Source organism: Desulfurococcus sp. (genome assembly GCF_038881575.1).
GTDB lineage: Archaea > Thermoproteota > Thermoprotei_A > Sulfolobales > Desulfurococcaceae > Desulfurococcus.
The window spans coordinates 67,770-83,779 of the sequence record NZ_JAVZPN010000007.1 but is presented as its reverse complement, the minus strand read 5'-3'; the positions used below and the strand labels follow the sequence as shown (position 1 = coordinate 83,779).

17 protein-coding genes, 1 tRNA gene and 1 rRNA gene are annotated in these 16,010 nt (G+C 44.7%); 11 read left to right on the top strand and 8 right to left on the bottom strand.

The genetic code is table 11. The features are described from left to right. Positions 1 to 52 precede the first annotated feature (52 nt). From map to pyk, 6 genes are all read left to right on the top strand, one after another. Positions 53 to 943, top strand: coding sequence for a type II methionyl aminopeptidase (map, locus tag QXV08_RS07690; RefSeq protein WP_342786285.1), 891 nt, complete (start codon positions 53 to 55; stop codon positions 941 to 943). Positions 944 to 1,000: 57 nt separating this feature from the next. Continuing rightward, entirely contained in the window at positions 1,001 to 2,095 is a 1,095-nt protein-coding gene (locus QXV08_RS07685) for a DUF1512 domain-containing protein (protein WP_342786286.1), read from the top strand. A gap of 5 nt (positions 2,096 to 2,100) precedes the next feature. Beyond that, a complete protein-coding gene (locus QXV08_RS07680) occupies positions 2,101 to 2,385 on the top strand; it encodes a hypothetical protein (protein WP_342786287.1) in 285 nt (94 codons plus the stop codon). A 24-nt stretch (positions 2,386 to 2,409) separates the two neighbouring features. Next, a 5S ribosomal RNA gene (gene rrf, locus QXV08_RS07675) occupies positions 2,410 to 2,528 on the top strand. Positions 2,529 to 2,635: 107 nt separating this feature from the next. Further along, a complete protein-coding gene (locus tag QXV08_RS07670) occupies positions 2,636 to 2,941 on the top strand; it encodes a DUF1805 domain-containing protein (RefSeq protein WP_342786288.1) in 306 nt (101 codons plus the stop codon). Between the two features lie 7 nt (positions 2,942 to 2,948). Then, on the top strand, positions 2,949 to 4,373 hold the full coding sequence (gene pyk, locus QXV08_RS07665; protein WP_342786289.1) for a pyruvate kinase: 1,425 nt from the start codon (positions 2,949 to 2,951) through the stop codon (positions 4,371 to 4,373). 12 nt (positions 4,374 to 4,385) lie between these two features. Here pyk and QXV08_RS07660 read toward each other — a convergent pair. The 5 genes from QXV08_RS07660 to QXV08_RS07640 form a co-directional block, all read right to left on the bottom strand. After that, positions 4,386 to 4,487, bottom strand: a tRNA-Thr gene (locus QXV08_RS07660). Positions 4,488 to 4,896: 409 nt separating this feature from the next. After that, on the bottom strand, positions 4,897 to 5,592 hold the full coding sequence (gene tpiA, locus QXV08_RS07655; protein WP_342786290.1) for a triose-phosphate isomerase: 696 nt from the start codon (positions 5,590 to 5,592) through the stop codon (positions 4,897 to 4,899). A gap of 29 nt (positions 5,593 to 5,621) precedes the next feature. Continuing rightward, positions 5,622 to 6,770 carry a fructose-1,6-bisphosphate aldolase/phosphatase gene (fbp, locus tag QXV08_RS07650; RefSeq protein ID WP_342786291.1) on the bottom strand — a complete coding sequence of 383 codons (1,149 nt, stop codon included), beginning with the start codon at positions 6,768 to 6,770 and terminating at the stop codon, positions 5,622 to 5,624. Between the two features lie 89 nt (positions 6,771 to 6,859). Then, the gene (locus tag QXV08_RS07645) at positions 6,860 to 8,668 is read right to left on the bottom strand and encodes a ribosome biogenesis/translation initiation ATPase RLI (protein ID WP_342786292.1); all 1,809 of its coding nucleotides are present in this window, start codon (positions 8,666 to 8,668) and stop codon (positions 6,860 to 6,862) included. 168 nt (positions 8,669 to 8,836) lie between these two features. Next, entirely contained in the window at positions 8,837 to 9,127 is a 291-nt protein-coding gene (locus QXV08_RS07640) for a DNA-directed RNA polymerase subunit M (RefSeq protein ID WP_342786293.1), read from the bottom strand. Positions 9,128 to 9,311: 184 nt separating this feature from the next. Between QXV08_RS07640 and QXV08_RS07635 the strand changes: the two genes are divergently transcribed. Next, positions 9,312 to 9,524, top strand: a complete 213-nt coding sequence (locus QXV08_RS07635; RefSeq protein ID WP_014768109.1) for a 30S ribosomal protein S17e — start codon at positions 9,312 to 9,314, stop codon at positions 9,522 to 9,524. Then, positions 9,521 to 10,033: a hypothetical protein gene (locus QXV08_RS07630; protein WP_342786294.1), complete on the top strand. Its 513-nt coding sequence runs from the start codon at positions 9,521 to 9,523 to the stop codon at positions 10,031 to 10,033. The genes QXV08_RS07635 and QXV08_RS07630 overlap by 4 nt, the downstream gene beginning before the upstream one ends. A gap of 503 nt (positions 10,034 to 10,536) precedes the next feature. Here QXV08_RS07630 and QXV08_RS07625 read toward each other — a convergent pair. After that, positions 10,537 to 11,217, bottom strand: coding sequence for a dolichol kinase (locus QXV08_RS07625; RefSeq protein WP_342786295.1), 681 nt, complete (start codon positions 11,215 to 11,217; stop codon positions 10,537 to 10,539). A gap of 71 nt (positions 11,218 to 11,288) precedes the next feature. Next, positions 11,289 to 11,828 (bottom strand): hypothetical protein, encoded by a 540-nt coding sequence (locus QXV08_RS07620; protein WP_342786296.1) that lies wholly within the window; start codon positions 11,826 to 11,828, stop codon positions 11,289 to 11,291. 163 nt (positions 11,829 to 11,991) lie between these two features. Between QXV08_RS07620 and ahcY the strand changes: the two genes are divergently transcribed. From ahcY to QXV08_RS07605, 3 genes are read left to right on the top strand one after another with little or no spacing between them, the layout of a single operon-like run. Then, positions 11,992 to 13,248, top strand: a complete 1,257-nt coding sequence (gene ahcY, locus QXV08_RS07615) for an adenosylhomocysteinase (RefSeq protein ID WP_342786297.1) — start codon at positions 11,992 to 11,994, stop codon at positions 13,246 to 13,248. Further along, on the top strand, positions 13,238 to 13,747 hold the full coding sequence (locus QXV08_RS07610) for a PUA domain-containing protein (protein WP_342788418.1): 510 nt from the start codon (positions 13,238 to 13,240) through the stop codon (positions 13,745 to 13,747). Before ahcY ends, QXV08_RS07610 begins: the two co-directional genes overlap by 11 nt. Next, complete coding sequence (locus QXV08_RS07605) at positions 13,744 to 14,487, top strand: PAC2 family protein (RefSeq protein ID WP_342786299.1); 744 nt, start codon at positions 13,744 to 13,746, stop codon at positions 14,485 to 14,487. The genes QXV08_RS07610 and QXV08_RS07605 overlap by 4 nt, the downstream gene beginning before the upstream one ends. On the opposite strand, the gene tgtA is transcribed toward QXV08_RS07605, so the two are convergent. Then, the gene (gene tgtA / locus QXV08_RS07600; protein WP_342786300.1) at positions 14,444 to 16,006 is read right to left on the bottom strand and encodes a tRNA guanosine(15) transglycosylase TgtA; all 1,563 of its coding nucleotides are present in this window, start codon (positions 16,004 to 16,006) and stop codon (positions 14,444 to 14,446) included. The genes QXV08_RS07605 and tgtA overlap by 44 nt on opposite strands. Between the last annotated feature and the right edge of the window lie 4 nt (positions 16,007 to 16,010).

Below are 16,010 nucleotides of genomic sequence, written 5' to 3'. Positions count from 1 at the left end.
AAACTATATATCTCTTGATCAAGATAGCTCCATACATCCATGGTGAGCAGTAATGCTTACTGATGAAGCAGTGGAAATGTTGAGGCGGGCAGGCTGGATAGCCAGGACCGTGAGGGAGGAAGCCGTTAAACTAGTTAAACCCGGTATGAGTTTCCTAGAAATAGCTGAACATGTTGAGAACAGGATAAGGGAGCTCGGTGGAGAGCCAGCGTTTCCCGTGAACATTGGTGTGAACCAGGTTGCAGCACACTACACCCCTGTACCTGGCGACACTGGTAGAATACCGGATGGCTCAGTTGTGAAGATAGATATCGGGGTTCATGTGAAGGGGTATATAGCCGACACAGCTGCCACGGTCTCCTTCAACCCTGCTTACGAGGGCCTCGTAGAGGCTTCACGGCTTGCATTGGAGAGGGTTGTTGAAGCTGTGAGACCAGGGATCAAGGCTAATGAGATAGGGAGGATAATCATGGAGACTATTAAATCGATGGGTTTCAACCCTGTGAGAAACCTCAGTGGACACAGTATAGATCAATATATGATCCACTCCGGGCTCAGCATACCCAACTACGATGACTTCTTCTCGGGATGGAGGCTTGGACCCGGGATCTATGCTGTGGAGCCATTCGCCTCTACGGGAGTCGGCCTCGTGGAAGAGGGGAAGCAGGTTACAATATATTCTCTTAAGAAGAGGAAGAGTAGACTACCTCAAAGCGTTATGGAGGTTTATGAAAAGATAATGGATGAGAGGAAGACTCTTCCATTCGCTGAGAGATGGTTGCTTAAATATAGCGGGAATACTGGGTCAATAATATACTATATGAGTAAAGCCGGGTTGCTGCATGAATACCCTGTTCTAGTCGAGAAATCCAATGGCATTGTTTCGCAGTTTGAACACACATTTATAATACTTCATAGGGAAGTTATTGTTACGACTATTTAAATCTCTCTTCTAATAAATATCATGGCTAATGAGAAGAGAATAGTAGCGGTGAATTAGATGGATGGCGATACTGCTTCACTAATAATACAGGTTATCTGGCTTATAATGTTCTTTCTAATTATAACCGGATTGAACCAGAAGATACAGATGAAGATTTGGGTCACAGATATAAGAATGAAGCTGGATTTGATCAAGGGTATACTGGAGGAGGATAAGCAGAAGACCAAGGCTATGCTTAGAAACCTCGGCATTCAATCACCGGAGCCGCTTATCGATAGGGTCATTGAATTCTTCACTATAGAACCCGTCGAGATAGAGCCGGTTGACATTATAAAGAGGATGGATCACCTGATCCGTACAACGGATACAACTGTGAGAAGGTTAATTGAGGCCGAAATACCCCATGTGGGTAAGTATGAGAGAAGCCTTGTGGAGACAACTCTTTCAATCGTGGGAGCATTGCACGTAATATACAAGGTGGTTAGACACTACTTGTTAACAGGTGAGAAGGAGAACAACTGGATACTGATAATGCAGCTACAGCTCCAGATGCCGCAGATACTGAAATACGTGAACACGTATCATGAAGCATTCGACGCGTTTGCAACGGGTAAGCCTATAGGCGATGGAATCGGGCCTCTGGTAGCTTATAGGCTGATAGAATCCGGGAAGAAGATATCGTCAAGGATTCTGGATGATACATCGATAACCGAGGTCTGGTATAAGGATAGAAGGATCTATGTTGTGAAGGCTGAAGGGCCTGGAAGCAATGTGGGTCATCCGGGCGCGGTGATAAATAGATTGGTAGATGAGCTCAAAGGCAGTGTTGACTTAATGGTCACGGTGGATGCCGCATTAAAGCTCGAGGGAGAGAAATCGGGCTCGATAGCTGAGGGAGTTGGGGCAGCAATAGGCGATCCCGGTCCCGAGAAAATAGCTATTGAGAGGGCGGCATCTAAATACGGAATTCCATTAAGGGCGCTTGTCATCAAGATGGATCTCCGCGAGGCGATAACGGTTATGCGTAAGGAGATATTTGAAGCAGCTGACTCAACCCTAAAGTACCTTGAAAGAATTATAGAGGAACATACAAAGCCGTATTCAACGATAATAGTTGCCGGGATAGGGAATACCATGGGGATACCCGGGTGAGTGGTATGAGTATAGACCTGAACACCTTATCTAATATAATACTGGCAATACTGATGGTGATACTTATAGTCTACCTCTACTTGGAGTCCCGTCCAAAGAAACCCCCGAGGGAAGAATATGTTACAAGGGTACTTATACAATGCAGCAGCTGTGGATACAGGCTTGAAAAAGACTTTGAAGCAGGGGATTTCATAGGGCTTGATAAAGGTAAGTGCCCGAAATGCGGGGGCGTAGTTAAAATAAGGGGTATTTACGCTGTTGAAAAAAGTAAGATTTTAAAACCCCAGTAACGAATATAATGGAACTACGGTGCCCGACCCGGCCATAGTGGCCGGGCAACACCCGGTCTCATATCGAACCCGGAAGTTAAGCCGGCCACGTCAGAGCGGCAGTGAGGTCCGAGAGGCCTCGCAGCCGCTCTGAGCTGGGATCGGGCACCGCTTCCTACATTCGTAAACAGCTATATCATGTATCCTTAACGAGCCAGTATATTTAAGAAACCAAGCATATAAAGAGTCTCGTGGCATGCTGGGGGTTGTGATGAGTGTTTCAGATCTTATACGTATAAGAGAGGTTAATGTGGAGGGCAAGAAGTTAACCGGGATCGAGATCTCGCTTCCAAATAGTCCACCCGCAGTTATTCTAATAGGCGAAAAAGGCTTTGCCATGTGTGGGCTTCTCGATATACAGGCAGCTGAGAGACTCGGCGTGGTCGCTGTGAAAGTCCAGGGTGTTAAAACAATCGAGGACATGCTGGCTAAAGAAATAAGCGATTCAACAAGTAAGGCTAGAGAACACGGGCTTGTTAAGGGGGTTAAACTAATAGATGTAATTAACAAGCTGTAGGTGCCTCGTGTTGGGTAAGGTGAAAATAATAGCGACCCTTGGACCCAGTAGTTGTGATTACAATATAATTAAGAAAATGATCAAGGAGGGTGTAGCCGGGTTTAGGATTAACTGTGCTCATGGTGATGAGAATACTTGGATAGAGTACGTTAAACTAGTTAGAGACGCGTCCAGCGACCTCGGTAAAGCCATTCCGCTAATATTAGATACACCGGGTCCCCAGGTTAGAAGCGGTGATTTCCAGGAGTTCACTGTAAAGCAAGGCGACAACATTGTAATTTCATCGAACCCGGGTGATGATGGTGGAGAGAAAAAGATAATTATTGTTCCAGCCAAGGAGTTTTACACAACCGCTTCAACCGGGGACATTGTACTCTATGGGGACGGCGAGATATCATTCAGAGTAGTCAACACCGGTGAGGACTTTGTAGAGGTGGTAGTGTTAAACGATGGGGTTGTGAAACCCAGGAAGAAAATTGTTATAGAGGGGAAGGAGTACCCGGCGACGTTTCCCAGTGAGGTGGATAGAAGAGTATTTAAGTTCGCTAGCGATGTAAAGGCAACCTTCGTTGCTCTAAGCTATGTTAGGAGCCTTAAGGATGTGGAATTAGCGAGGGATGTATTATCCAGGCATGGATGGATGCCCGGCCTCATAGCAAAGATAGAGACGAGGAGTGGATTCATAAATATGGGTGAAATAATCGAGGTGGTTGATGGAGTAATAGTTGCAAGAGGAGATCTAGGGCTTCACTTCCCCCTTGAGAAACTACCATTGATACAGAAGGAGATAGTAAGGGAGGCAATTAAACACGGTAAGACCGTGATTATTGCAACAGAGATATTGGAGTCCATGGTGAATAATCCAAGGCCTAGTAGGAGTGATGTAGTAGACCTATATAATTCCGTGGAAGACCTCGTCGACGCAGTGTTATTCACTAATGAGACAGCTATTGGGAAATACCCTGTTGAAGTAGTTAAATGGACTAGGAGAATTATTGAGGCAGCTGAGTCCGAGCTCTCCAGAGCACTAATATCTGAGTATAGAGGTGCGATCAAAGCTATGAATCTCCTGGATAAATACGTGCAGGGACTCGTACTACTAGCTGAGAGCCTCGGAGGCACTATAGTAGGTTATAGTAAGACCGGTAGAATGCCTACACTAGTCTCAAAATATAGGCCACAGATCAAAGTCTATATAGGCGTAAGCAACCGGTTCCTGGCTGAAAAGCTCTCGATAAAGTATGGATTGGAAATCACTGATATGTCCCAGGTTATCCAGGATAACCTTGAAAAGGAGTATGAGGTGGGTGTTGAAAAACTAGTTGAAACACTAGTTAAACAGAATTATCTGAGACCTGGCGATATAGTTGTTGAGACATATGCGAAGCCTCAGACAAGTATACATGAGATAAGGATTAGACAAATAATTTAGAACTATGAAGAAAGCCGCCGGCGGGATTTGAACCCGCGTCCACCGGCTTTCCAACGACTCCGGTTCAATAAGCCGATACGAGGCCGGCGCTCCACCGGGCTGAGCTACGGCGGCATACCTGGTTATAAAAGATTCAACAAGAAGTGTTATAAAGTTAAGCACCGCGTTGCTCCTACCCCGCTTAGCACGGGGCTCGGGGATATGGGTGTCATCACCACTCCGGCTACTTTAACACACTCATCACCGCAATTCTACTCAAGCATCAAACATAAGCCTTCCACCATTCCCGCCTTAAAAGGGCGAGGCTTTCAGTTGTAAAACTGAGTGTAGTCAATGTGTATGGATGTATTGGGTGTCTCCGAGACCACTGGCCTCTGCAGTGGCTTCCAGAGTGAAGAAGCCGGTGGGAGGAGCGCCTTGGAAGCCGTGGTGAACCAGTTCACGGAGACCTAAAGAAACCGTAGGCGGGAAACGATTGATGCTGAGCAGAGTTAAAAACATAGACATGTAGAGGTTTACGGGTTTAGGCAAGGCTCTTGAGCATGGCTTCAGCCATTTCTTTCATTACTTGATAGGGGTCTTTTGCTTTCACTATCCCGGAGGCTACTAAGACCCCTATTGTGCCGAGTTTCACAGCTATGTAGGCGTCCTCGCCAGTCGTTATTCCAGCACCAGTTAGTATGGCTACGTCTTTATTGACCCGTCTAATCATGTCTACGCTGTTAGTCACTACCTCCGGCTTAGCCTTGCTTACGCTTACACCTGTTCCAATTAGCTCGGGTGGTTCTACGGCAACCATGTCTGGTCCCAGTACTGCTACAGCAGCACCTGTTTCAGGCGTATCCGCGCACACGAGTGTCTCGATACCGAGGCTCCTTGCCTTCTTAACCAAATAGTTTATATCAGAGATTCTTAGCCTGTGCTCACTATGGTTCAGTATTACACCATGTACCCCCAGGTTCTTCAACCCCTCTAATGGTATAAACCCTGTAACAGCCCCAGGTTCCACTGGGTCGGCATGCTGGGCGAATACCTTTACCCCGGTACCGTTCACGGCTTCGATGACGCTTTTCAACTCGGTGAAGGGTGGTGCAAGTATTACTTCTACACCGGTTTCTCTCCATACCCTGACAGCGTCTTTTGCTAATCTATAAGCGTTTTCACCAAAGCTATGGGGGTAATAGGCCTTAAAATTCACGGCTAGCACTGGCTTAACCATGTCTCATCCACCATGTCTTGGCGGTGAGCTTAGCTTCCGGATAGCATATCGCTATGCTTCTTCACTACCTTGGCTTCCTCGCTTTTTACAAATCTATCCTTTAGCTTCTCAAGCACTAGTGGTAGTGTTGTATACTCCATCTCCTCGGGTCCAAGTCTATGGGGCATAAAGGGTCCATGTCTTCTCATATACTCAGTGATGAATTGAGCTAGCCTTCTTGTCTCATCAAATGCTACGTCATCGAATAGATCAGCCGGTCCTATTAGTTTCCCATTGGAGATATTCCATCCTAAGGCTATGACTCTAGGCGGACCATCAAACCTTGTCACCCTAGCGTACCTCATTGGCACAGGCATTAATGGCCCGTGGTGGCTTCCCCTCATCCATCCAGCTACTAGGTGTGGGAAACTGAATGCTTCCAGTACTTCGCCAACAGCTGGTAACCCGTGCTGCGTCCTCACGATGGCAACCGGGTCATCTTTACCTACATACCTGCCTGCTATGAGGTTAAGTCTTTCAACGCTGACAACGGCGGCTAGTAGATTATCGCTCTTCCTATACACCCTCCTAACAATATATCTGCCAGGAGTACCTATCAACGCGAGTATATCATACATTTCCTCAGGGGACTTCAATAAGACGCTTCTCCCCTCGAATACATCGTATACTTCGAACACGAATCCATCATGCATCTTGGGATCTATTACGAGCCCAGCGGTGTTGAATGGATCAGCGAACACTCTGAATAAAGGTAGGTTGAATGCGCCTGGCTCTGTTTTATCCGCGTGGAACGTTATAACCGGCTCAGCCTCCCTCTCCTCCATTTCAAGCTCAGCCACACCTGGGCCAAGTCCTTTCACGTTACCGGAGAAGGCTTCTGATAAAAGATCCTGGCCAGCCGCATAGAGTTTTAGTTCGCGGGCTACCTTTGTAGCCGCCTTGAAGGCATCCCACGCCAGGCCATGAATATCCGGATGATCGGGTCCCTTCGTATGCGTCATTATTAACTGGATATCATCTCCGACATGGGTGACGTAGAAATCTATTATTAACCCCTTCTGCTTCGCCTCAGCAAGCATCTTTGTTACAGCAGCTAATTGATCTGGATGGGGCATGTGATGACCTGCTATACTGCCTAGGTCTGCCTTGATAACTGAGAGAGTAATCTTCATACCCATGGTTACACCATGTTTAAGTATTTGTATGAAAAACTAATAAATATTTCTATAAGAGTAATTTTATTTATTTCATTATTTGTTTAAAAGATTTAATCAGGTAGATAGTATTCTCCGCGAGTCTTCTGCTCCCTATCCATCACGGAGCCCGGCTTATTTATCCTTGGACGCCCGCTTTCACTATCCCTCCTTACCGTTATATCTAGTTCCTTGAGGAGCCTATTAAAGCCTGTCCTAATATCCACTGGGCTGGAGGCGTAACCCTCCATACCGGGCTTACCTAGGAACACTATTATTCTATCGGAGATATAGTTCTGCATAAGTAGGTCGTGTTCCACTACAAGGGCAGTCTTACCTTTCTCCTCCACTATTCTACGTATGGTTTTCGCAGTAGTGATCCTTTCCTCGACATCGAGGTACGCTGAGGGCTCATCTAGGAAGTAGAGATCGGCGTCCCTTGCAAGTGCAACGGCTACGGCTAGTTTCTGTAATTCCCCACCGCTCAGCTCGTCAACCCTTCTATCAAGCATCTTATTTAATCCAAGTTTCCTCACCAGTTCATTATATAGCCATGACGATGGATCAAGGGTTGCCGGCGAGGCTGATTTAAGGTTAGCCATCACTGTCTCCTCACTGAATACTTTAGGGGATAACTCCTGTGGTTTCACGCTTACTTTCTCAGCAGATATTAATATGGCTCTCTCAGGGGGCTCTATTTCCCCATTAAGTAGTTTCAGGAAGGTGGTTTTCCCAACGCCATTAGGACCCAGTATTCCAAGTACTTCCCCCGCATATGCCTCCCCGGGTTCTACACGTAGTTTAAATCCTGATGACTCATACCGGTATTCTATAGCATCCCATTTAAGCACAGGGTATGTAGTGGCAACATCCCTTCTCTCCTGCATATGTATTCTGAATCTGAGCTCCTCCTCCCTGATTCTCATGTTTTCAGCTGGTAGATACCCTTTAAGGTAATGGTTTATCCCTGCCCTAGTTCCATAGGGCTTCGATACTATGCCGTATACACCGGGTTCACCATAGACGACTACTATATTATCACTCATATAGTCCAGCACCATTAAGTCATGTTCCACTATTACAACGTAGTTTTTTCCGTAGTTGCTGAACTCTCTTATAACGCTAGCAATCCTTATCCTCTCTCTTATATCTAGGTAGCTGCAGGGTTCATCAAAGAAGTAAGCATTACCGTTTTTAACCAGTACAGCGGCGACCAGGAATTTCTGTAGCTCTCCACCACTTAGCTCACTTATCTTTCTATCAAGGAGATGAGAGAGGTTAAGTTCATCGATTATGTCACGCCATAAGCCTCTCTCATCAGCCTTCATAATAAGCTCTCTAACACTTCCCTTTAAGACTCTCCTAGCTGCCTCTATATACTGTGGTTTCACAACTGCCTTGATCTCGTTGTTAGCGAGCTTTGTGAAGTATGATTGTAGCTCGCTGCCTCTGAAGTACCTTATTATCGCATCCCATTCAGGTGGATTACTATAGTTGCCTAGATTCGGCTTTATCTGGCCAGCCAGTATTTTTATACTGGTGGACTTCCCGGCGCCATTTCTACCTATCACGCCTAAGATGCCGCCTGTCCTTGGTGCTGGTAGATTATATAGTTTGAACATGTTTTCCCCGTACCTGTGGACAAGTATTTTCTCAAGCTCGTCGGGTAGATTAACTATTGATATCGCGTTAAACGGGCATTTCTTGACACATATACCGCATCCTATACATGTTTCCTCGTATATTATAACATACTTGCCGTCACTGCTTAATTCGATGGCCTTCTTCCTCTTCCCCCTGTTGACCGGGCAGAATCTGATACATTCAAGACTACATTTATCTGGTTTACAATAGTTCCTATCCACTACAGCTGTTCTAACCATTTCCACCCCCTCTAGCAGTATTAATATATTACTTGGCTGGTTGCCTACTCTATGAGATATAAAACATTGTAATTACGTATTTTTATCTCGGTAGAGCGGCTTCCACAGCATGATGACTGGTGACGGCTCTGAGGAATCTATGATGAGGAAAAGGATGGCTGAGCTTAACTAATCAGACTCCTCCGAGCTACCTTCTTCCCGCTCTAACTCCTCTAAAAGGACCTCATAGTACTCGCTAAGAATCTCTCTTTCCTCAGGTGAAAGCTTTGTTTCCTTGGTCTCGGTTGCCTGTGCTGTTACAACCCTTTTGCTGGCGTCTACTTGGTATTTAACGCTGTACTTCTCCTTCCTACTATCCATTCTAATCTCGTAGCCGCATTTATTGCACTTTAGAACAGTCTCCCCATCTTTCTTAACAGGCATTAATGGGCTTCCACATCTAGGGCAGAGCTTAACCACTTTCTCCACCATTCCCTGCACGTCTTAACTAATGCTAGTTAAACCAGGTTATAAAGATTTGGTTTCTACGGAAAACAGTGTTGAGAAGAAGTGATGGCTGAGAATACGTACTTCAATCTTTAAAAATCCTCTATACAATCTGTTAAACAGGTATGGTTGTAAAAGTAGTAGCAGAGTGATGGATATGGGTAAGGTGAGGATCAGGATAGTTAAGAGAACGGCGCGTGAGCTACTGGAGAAATACCCGGATCTATTCACCCATGATTTCCAGCATAATAAGGTAGTTGTATCCAGGCTTGTGGAGACCCAGTCCAAGAAGATGCGGAATTTAATAGCTGGATATGTCACGCATCTAGTGTCTCTCCGCTTGAAACGTGAGGCAGCGGCCAAGCAATGAGCAACAACATACTCAGGGTCTCCAGGCTTTTAGGTAACACTTACAGGATACGGTTCCTAGATAGAGATATCTATGTAGAGATAAGTATATGTAGTAAGACATGTGGTTCTCTTGATGAAGAAATAGCCTCCTTAAATCCCGCTGATAACGGTGTCTTAGCTATTATTCCTCGAAGCATGGTTTCAAACGTCTCCCAGATAATTCAGGGAGCAATACATTTAATAATATACGAGGACAGGCTGACTAGGTTTAGAAACAAAGGGCTACTATTAATGATACTCACAACAGGTTATAATCAAATATCTGAGATGCTTTCAGAAGCAAGAAAGATATTCAGTAAGGATAACGAATACTATCTGGTAAAAGTATACAGGGATAGCACTAAAACCCGGTCTCCATCATCGGGGAGTAAAGCAGGGAATTGTAGACCTGTCGAAGAACCCGAATGCGGTGAAGACTGTTTAAGATTACTTGTAAAAAACTTGTCTGTCTTACTGGGATTACTGTAGTGTCTCTACCATTCTTCTTCCCACTCCTCTTCCTCCCATTCTTCCTCTTCCCATTCTTCTTCCCATTCCTCTTCCCATTCTTCCTCAAGCCATAGCTTCACTATCCCTACACCTCTCCACGTATCAAGGATTATTTTGAATCCTGAGGGTATTTAAATAAACACTTCTAACCCTCCTAATCCCTTAATCTGACCTCCTCTCCATCCTGAAGGATGAGGCTTTCAGTTGTAAAAGACTTCCCAGATGATCAGGGATAGAAATGCTAGGGTGTGTCCTTCTATGCGTCTTAGGGCTATGGGTGGGCTGAATATATTGTCTCCGGGAAGCCCATGGATCTTAAATAGGTGCTATAGATTTACCGGTGAACCCTAGATCCAGAGACCCCTGGAGAAACCACGGTGAAGAGCCAGAGCACCACCACGATGAACCCGGGGACGGTTATGAATGACCATAAAAGACGATGAAAACGCTCTCAGGCGAACGGTATTCGTGGTTGACCCCGTTTAGATCCCGAGGTGGGTGAATATTATAAGGGTGATGAAGCTTGCCAGCGGTATAGTGATGTTGTCATCTATTCTCTTACTTATCTCGAAGTGCTCTACTATACTTGCCACTATAGCTGCTGTTAAACCGGTTATCCCAGCCAGGATGCACCCTATTGGAGCTGTAACCACGAGCATAGCTAGGTTACCATACCAGGACTTGTTTCTCTTATTGTATAAGAGGTTTCTAACAATACCTGTTATTCCATCCCCAAACGACATGAATGAAACCGGTATAACCCCATATATCCAGTCCCTGAAAATAATCCATGATAAAACCATGACTACTCCCCACATAATTATAAAGTGCACCTCGTTAATGTTATCTGGGTCCTGGAACCAATAGAGTAGTCGTCCTTTTTTATGCGGTAGGTATACGGCTATAGCTAATATAATTATCATGGGTATAATGGTGTAGGGTGTTTCATAGTGTAATAAAGGTATTAGAATAGATACCACGCCTCCGGCGAGTATGTGTATGATTTTCCTATTATAGTAGACAGCCTTTATATGTGATGCACCATGCTTAATCATCAGGTTATATGTGTAACGGGTTAATGGGTAAACCACTATTATTACCCATGCCAGCAAGATGATTGTATAAAATAACTCCCTGGCTAGTTGGATAGTAATCAACTCCATCTCTGATGCACCAGTTTACACACCAGGGATATATCTTGGATTTCCATAAATATAATTAATGATTTAATTCACTAATACTTTTGAGAAGTCCCCCAGCACTCCTTAATAAGCCTCCTTAACTTCACTAGTTTAGTGGCTGTCCCAATATCTATTGCAAGTGCCTGGGATACTTCTCCACTGGTGAAAACAGCATTGGTGTTTTTCTCTAATTCCACCACCTTATCATATAATTCACTGGGTATGGCCCAGTGAATTATTCTTCCATTTCTCACTGCTACAACTATGTAGGCGTCTTTCAGTCTGAGAATATAGGTGTCCTTTAGTATGCATGTAGATAGCTTTAATTCATTAACGTAGTCCATATATTCTCTCCTAATATAAAGCCTTCCTCCCTTCTCCTCCACTATCCCGCTTTTAACTAGCCACCATAATGCTCTTTTAACCAGCTGCATTCTTAAATTAATAGTGCTCTTTAACTCTTCTATGCTCGCCCCCTGTGTAGAGTATATGGTGTAGATGAAGGGGTATAACCATGGATTCGATATTATAAACGAGTGCAGGATCTTTCCCGGCCTAGCTACTCCCTTATCAGAGCCAATGGAGTTACCCAATAAGCTACACCCATCTTTTATTCCTAGTGATAAAGCAATGGTTTTAAAAGTATGTGCTGATGAAGAGTCTACGTCTCCCCGCTTGCTTCAACCGGGTTGAGAGAAGCCTATATTTAAAGCGATACATGGATTCTAAATTATTATAGCCGTGAGGGTGGATTGAATGGAGTATAAGGTTAAAGATCTCGCTTTAGCTCCGCAGGGAAACGCGAAGATTTCCTGGGCTGAGCAAAATATGCCGGTATTAATGCTGTTGAGGAAACGGCACAGTGCTTTAAAACCCCTTAAAGGAGTCAGGATTGGCGCTGTCCTTCATGTAACCAAGGAAACAGCTGTATTAATGAAGGCGTTCGTTGATGCGGGGGCAGAGGTCGTGTTAGCGGGAAGTAATCCGCTTTCAACACAGGACGATATAGCGGCTGCCCTAGTCGAATACGGTGTACATGTGTATGCCTGGAGGGGGCAGTCCTCCAGTGAATACTACTGGTGTCTTGAGAAAATAATTGGGTGGAGACCGCAAATAGTATTGGATGACGGGGCTGATCTTCACGCCTTAATACATGAGAAACACCTAGATCTTGCTGAACAAATAATTGGTGGCACTGAGGAGACTACTACAGGGGTTATAAGGCTTAAAGCCTTGGAGAGAGAAGGGCTACTTAAATACCCTGTGATAGCCGTGAATAATGCCTATACAAAGCATATGTTCGACAATAGGTATGGAACCGGGCAGAGCACCTTCGATGGAATACTTAGAGCCACCAACATCCTTATAGCTGGAAAAATAGTTGTAGTAGCTGGTTATGGCTGGGTCGGTAAAGGCATAGCGTTGAGAGCCAGGGGTCTTGGAGCTAGAAGAGTCATAGTCACAGAGGTCAATCCAATAAGGGCTCTTGAAGCAATATATGACGGCTTCGAGGTAATGCCCATGAGTGAAGCCGCTGAGATAGGCGATGTATTCATAACCGCAACCGGTAATAAAGCTGTTATAAGGAGAGAGCACTTTGAGAAAATGAAGAATGGGGCTATCTTGGCTAATGCTGGACATTTCAATGTAGAGGTATGGATACCGGATCTGGAGGAGTTAGCAAGGTCTAAGAGACATGTGCTACCATATGTTACAGAGTATGAGTTAAGGGATGGAAGAAAGATATATCTACTAGCCGAGGGGAGACTCGTAAACCTCGTGGCAGCTGAGGGACATCCAAGTGAGGTCATGGATATGAGCTTTGCCAACCAGTTCCTGGCCTCACTATACCTTGTGGATAACAAGGGTAAGCTACCCTTAAGGGTCATGAATCCACCGCTTGAGCTAGATGAAATGGTTGCATCACTGAAACTGGAGTCGATGAGTGTGAGAATAGATTCGATGACGCGTGAGCAGGAGGAGTACGTTAAATCATGGAGGCATGGAACTTGACCACCTGGTGTACTCTATGGGCTTCATTAAGCGTAAACCCAGCGATAATGAGCTAGATGAGTTAAGATGGATCGCTAAACTACAGTTCGGCGTAGGCGGAGACTTCATACCCGACGACATAGATGTTGTTTTAAGCCGGAGCACCCTTAAAATACGTCTCCTACTATTAAATGGTGAAAAATATCTAACACTGAGGGCTGGAGACTATAGGTTCAACCTTCACATAGCCTCAGGCAGAGTCCTCAACAGGACTCTTCCCCACCCAAAATACAGGGTATACATTAAAGACGAGTATATCGAATTCGTTGCCAGGGGAGGGAATTTATTCAATAAGCATGTCTTAATGGCCGACCCCGGTATCAAGCCGAATGACGAGGTACTAGTTACATCTAGCAATGGAGAACTCATAGCTGTTGGCCGGGCCATTATACCTGGCTTTGAAATGGTTTACTATAAAAGAGGGGAAGCCGTTAGAGTTAGAGAGGGTGTTAGAAAATGAGTTCATCGATATCCTTTGTTAAGACGTCAGAACTCGATCTACGTGAACTAAGCCCATCATACTTTATAACTGGCTATCAAGGATTCGGTATGCTAGGATACCTAACCACGAGGCATATTGTGCGTGAGCTCAAACTCCAGAAGATAGGATTCATTAAGACAAGATATATGCCAGAGTTCACAATGTACAGTAGGGAGCGGGGATTAATGTATCCATTCGAAGTATATGCTGGAAAAATAGGAAGTAATAACGCTGTCATAGTGTTGCATAATGCAACTCCAAGCGAGAAGGAGAGGACTAGTTACACAGAGTACTTGGCTAAACTGGCTAGGGATATTGGTGCCAAAGAAGTGATATTGGTGGGTGGATTAGATCCCAGCCTAAGGGAAGACGTGAATGAGAAGTATAGATGGATACCTATAGGTAACACAGGCATCAAGCTTAATGCAAAGCTCTTGGAGGAGAGACATGTAATAGGACCACTTGCACTGACAATGATGTTTATGAACGCGTATGGGTTAAGCGGTGTAACTATTCTAGCATATACAGAGCTCTATAGACCGGATCCAAAGGCGAGTGCTGTAGCCGTCGAGGTTATAAGTAGTATACTGGGCGTTGAAATAGATACTTCATCACTACTTGAAGAGGCATCCCTTATAGAGGCTATAGAGGCTGAAAGAGAAAAAGTTGAAAAGGCTATAGAGGAATCTGAGAAGAAATCTCGTCTATCCTATATATAGCTATTTTATCCCTTAAGCCTGGGAAAGCCCTTAGTATTTTAGTATATAGTTTTCTAGTGAACCAGCTGGCTTCCACTATGATTATCTTCTTGGCTCCTTGTCTGCTAAGGGTTGAAAGTAACGAGCCTACTTCCATCGAGGAGATATCCTTTGCAGTGAACCGTGATTCATGCTGATAGAATGGATAGGTTGAGGATAACCCTGGTGGTATTACTCCTAGGAATGGATGTATAAAGAGTACTTGTATTGAATCACTGCCTCTAAGGTTGTTTTCTAGGTCTAGGTATTCATCTTGGCTTGTGTATGGTTTTCTATAGGCGGGGATGACAATGATGTATTTATTCCTTAAGGAGTCACCGAGGATGTTGGAGATCCTTGCCTTTGTCTCCTCTAGTCTGGGATTACGTGTTGACGATCTATCAATTAGAAACAAGGCTTTCGTATCCGGCTTTGACAAGGGGTTATACTGCTTCAGTAGGTCTCTATATTTCACTAGGACATTGAACGCTTCCCTGAGGCTTGGATGTCCCTTACTCTTATACTCCAGGAGCTCCCAGAGCCTGCCCTCCATGATGGCTTGCTTAACGCTTTTCAACTCCTTGGAGAGCATGTAGAGGTTATGTAAGGCTATTAATCTCGTTCTCTCTTGTCTGGGTAGCTCAAGTAGTTCCTTAGCATTGTAACGACTGCATACAGGGCAGTTGCATGGGAGGTAATGTAGATCCCTTATGTTTCTAGTTCCAGTCTCAGTCATGTATCTATCATCGCGGGCATATAATATATAGCTTGCTGAATCGAAGAGATCTCCTCCGGCTGCTACTAGGAAGGGGAGGATCATCGGGTGCCCTACCCCAAATACATGTATGGGTTTCCCTGGCGGCAGTAATCTTTTAGCTAGGATAAGGGATTCGATTATTTTCGAGTAACTGTATTTCTCGAGGAGTACTGTAGGAGAGCCTATAGCATATATGCTGTAAACGGGGAGTTTCCACGCTAGTATCGATGATCTTTCAACAAGCTCGTTATAGGGTATTCCCTGGATGGGGAGCACCCATAACTGATCACTATCGGATATTAGTGGTGCGGCTTCAACAGCTCTTCTATATGTTTCATAGACGCTTTCAACGGCTTCCTTATACGATGCCTTATTACCCGTGGGCTTATCCAATATCACGCCTATATCTACTCCTATGCTCCTCTGATATGATACTATAGTCTTATTATCGACCTCTACATCACCATATATTAGGACCTGGTAGCCGCCTGAATCCGTCATTATGGTTTTACTCCACTTTAACTCATCGTGAATCGACTTAACTACTCCACTATTCCTCTTGTAGAAGAGGTAGGCGTTTGTTATTAATCCGTTGAAACCAAGCTCTAAAAGCTTATCAAGTGGGACCTCTTGCTTCAATGGATTGATGACTGGAAAAAGATAGGGGGTTTCAATACTTCCATGCCCAGTAGTTAACCTGGCTATCCTACCTGCTAAATCATATTCGCGTGGCTCGAAAAACACCTTT

Bases quoted from the DNA above. Each gene is read 5' to 3' on its own strand.
- map (WP_342786285.1), top strand. From the start codon at position 53: ATGCTTACTGATGAAGCAGTGGAAATGTTGAGGCGGGCAGGCTGGATA.
- QXV08_RS07685 (WP_342786286.1), top strand. From the start codon at position 1,001: ATGGATGGCGATACTGCTTCACTAATAATACAGGTTATCTGGCTTATA.
- QXV08_RS07680 (WP_342786287.1), top strand. From the start codon at position 2,101: ATGAGTATAGACCTGAACACCTTATCTAATATAATACTGGCAATACTG.
- QXV08_RS07670 (WP_342786288.1), top strand. From the start codon at position 2,636: ATGAGTGTTTCAGATCTTATACGTATAAGAGAGGTTAATGTGGAGGGC.
- tpiA (WP_342786290.1), bottom strand. From the start codon at position 5,592: ATGGTTAAGCCAGTGCTAGCCGTGAATTTTAAGGCCTATTACCCCCAT.
- fbp (WP_342786291.1), bottom strand. From the start codon at position 6,770: ATGGGTATGAAGATTACTCTCTCAGTTATCAAGGCAGACCTAGGCAGT.
- QXV08_RS07645 (WP_342786292.1), bottom strand. From the start codon at position 8,668: ATGGTTAGAACAGCTGTAGTGGATAGGAACTATTGTAAACCAGATAAA.
- QXV08_RS07635 (WP_014768109.1), top strand. From the start codon at position 9,312: ATGGGTAAGGTGAGGATCAGGATAGTTAAGAGAACGGCGCGTGAGCTA.
- QXV08_RS07630 (WP_342786294.1), top strand. From the start codon at position 9,521: ATGAGCAACAACATACTCAGGGTCTCCAGGCTTTTAGGTAACACTTAC.
- QXV08_RS07625 (WP_342786295.1), bottom strand. From the start codon at position 11,217: ATGGAGTTGATTACTATCCAACTAGCCAGGGAGTTATTTTATACAATC.
- ahcY (WP_342786297.1), top strand. From the start codon at position 11,992: ATGGAGTATAAGGTTAAAGATCTCGCTTTAGCTCCGCAGGGAAACGCG.
- QXV08_RS07610 (WP_342788418.1), top strand. From the start codon at position 13,238: ATGGAACTTGACCACCTGGTGTACTCTATGGGCTTCATTAAGCGTAAA.
- QXV08_RS07605 (WP_342786299.1), top strand. From the start codon at position 13,744: ATGAGTTCATCGATATCCTTTGTTAAGACGTCAGAACTCGATCTACGT.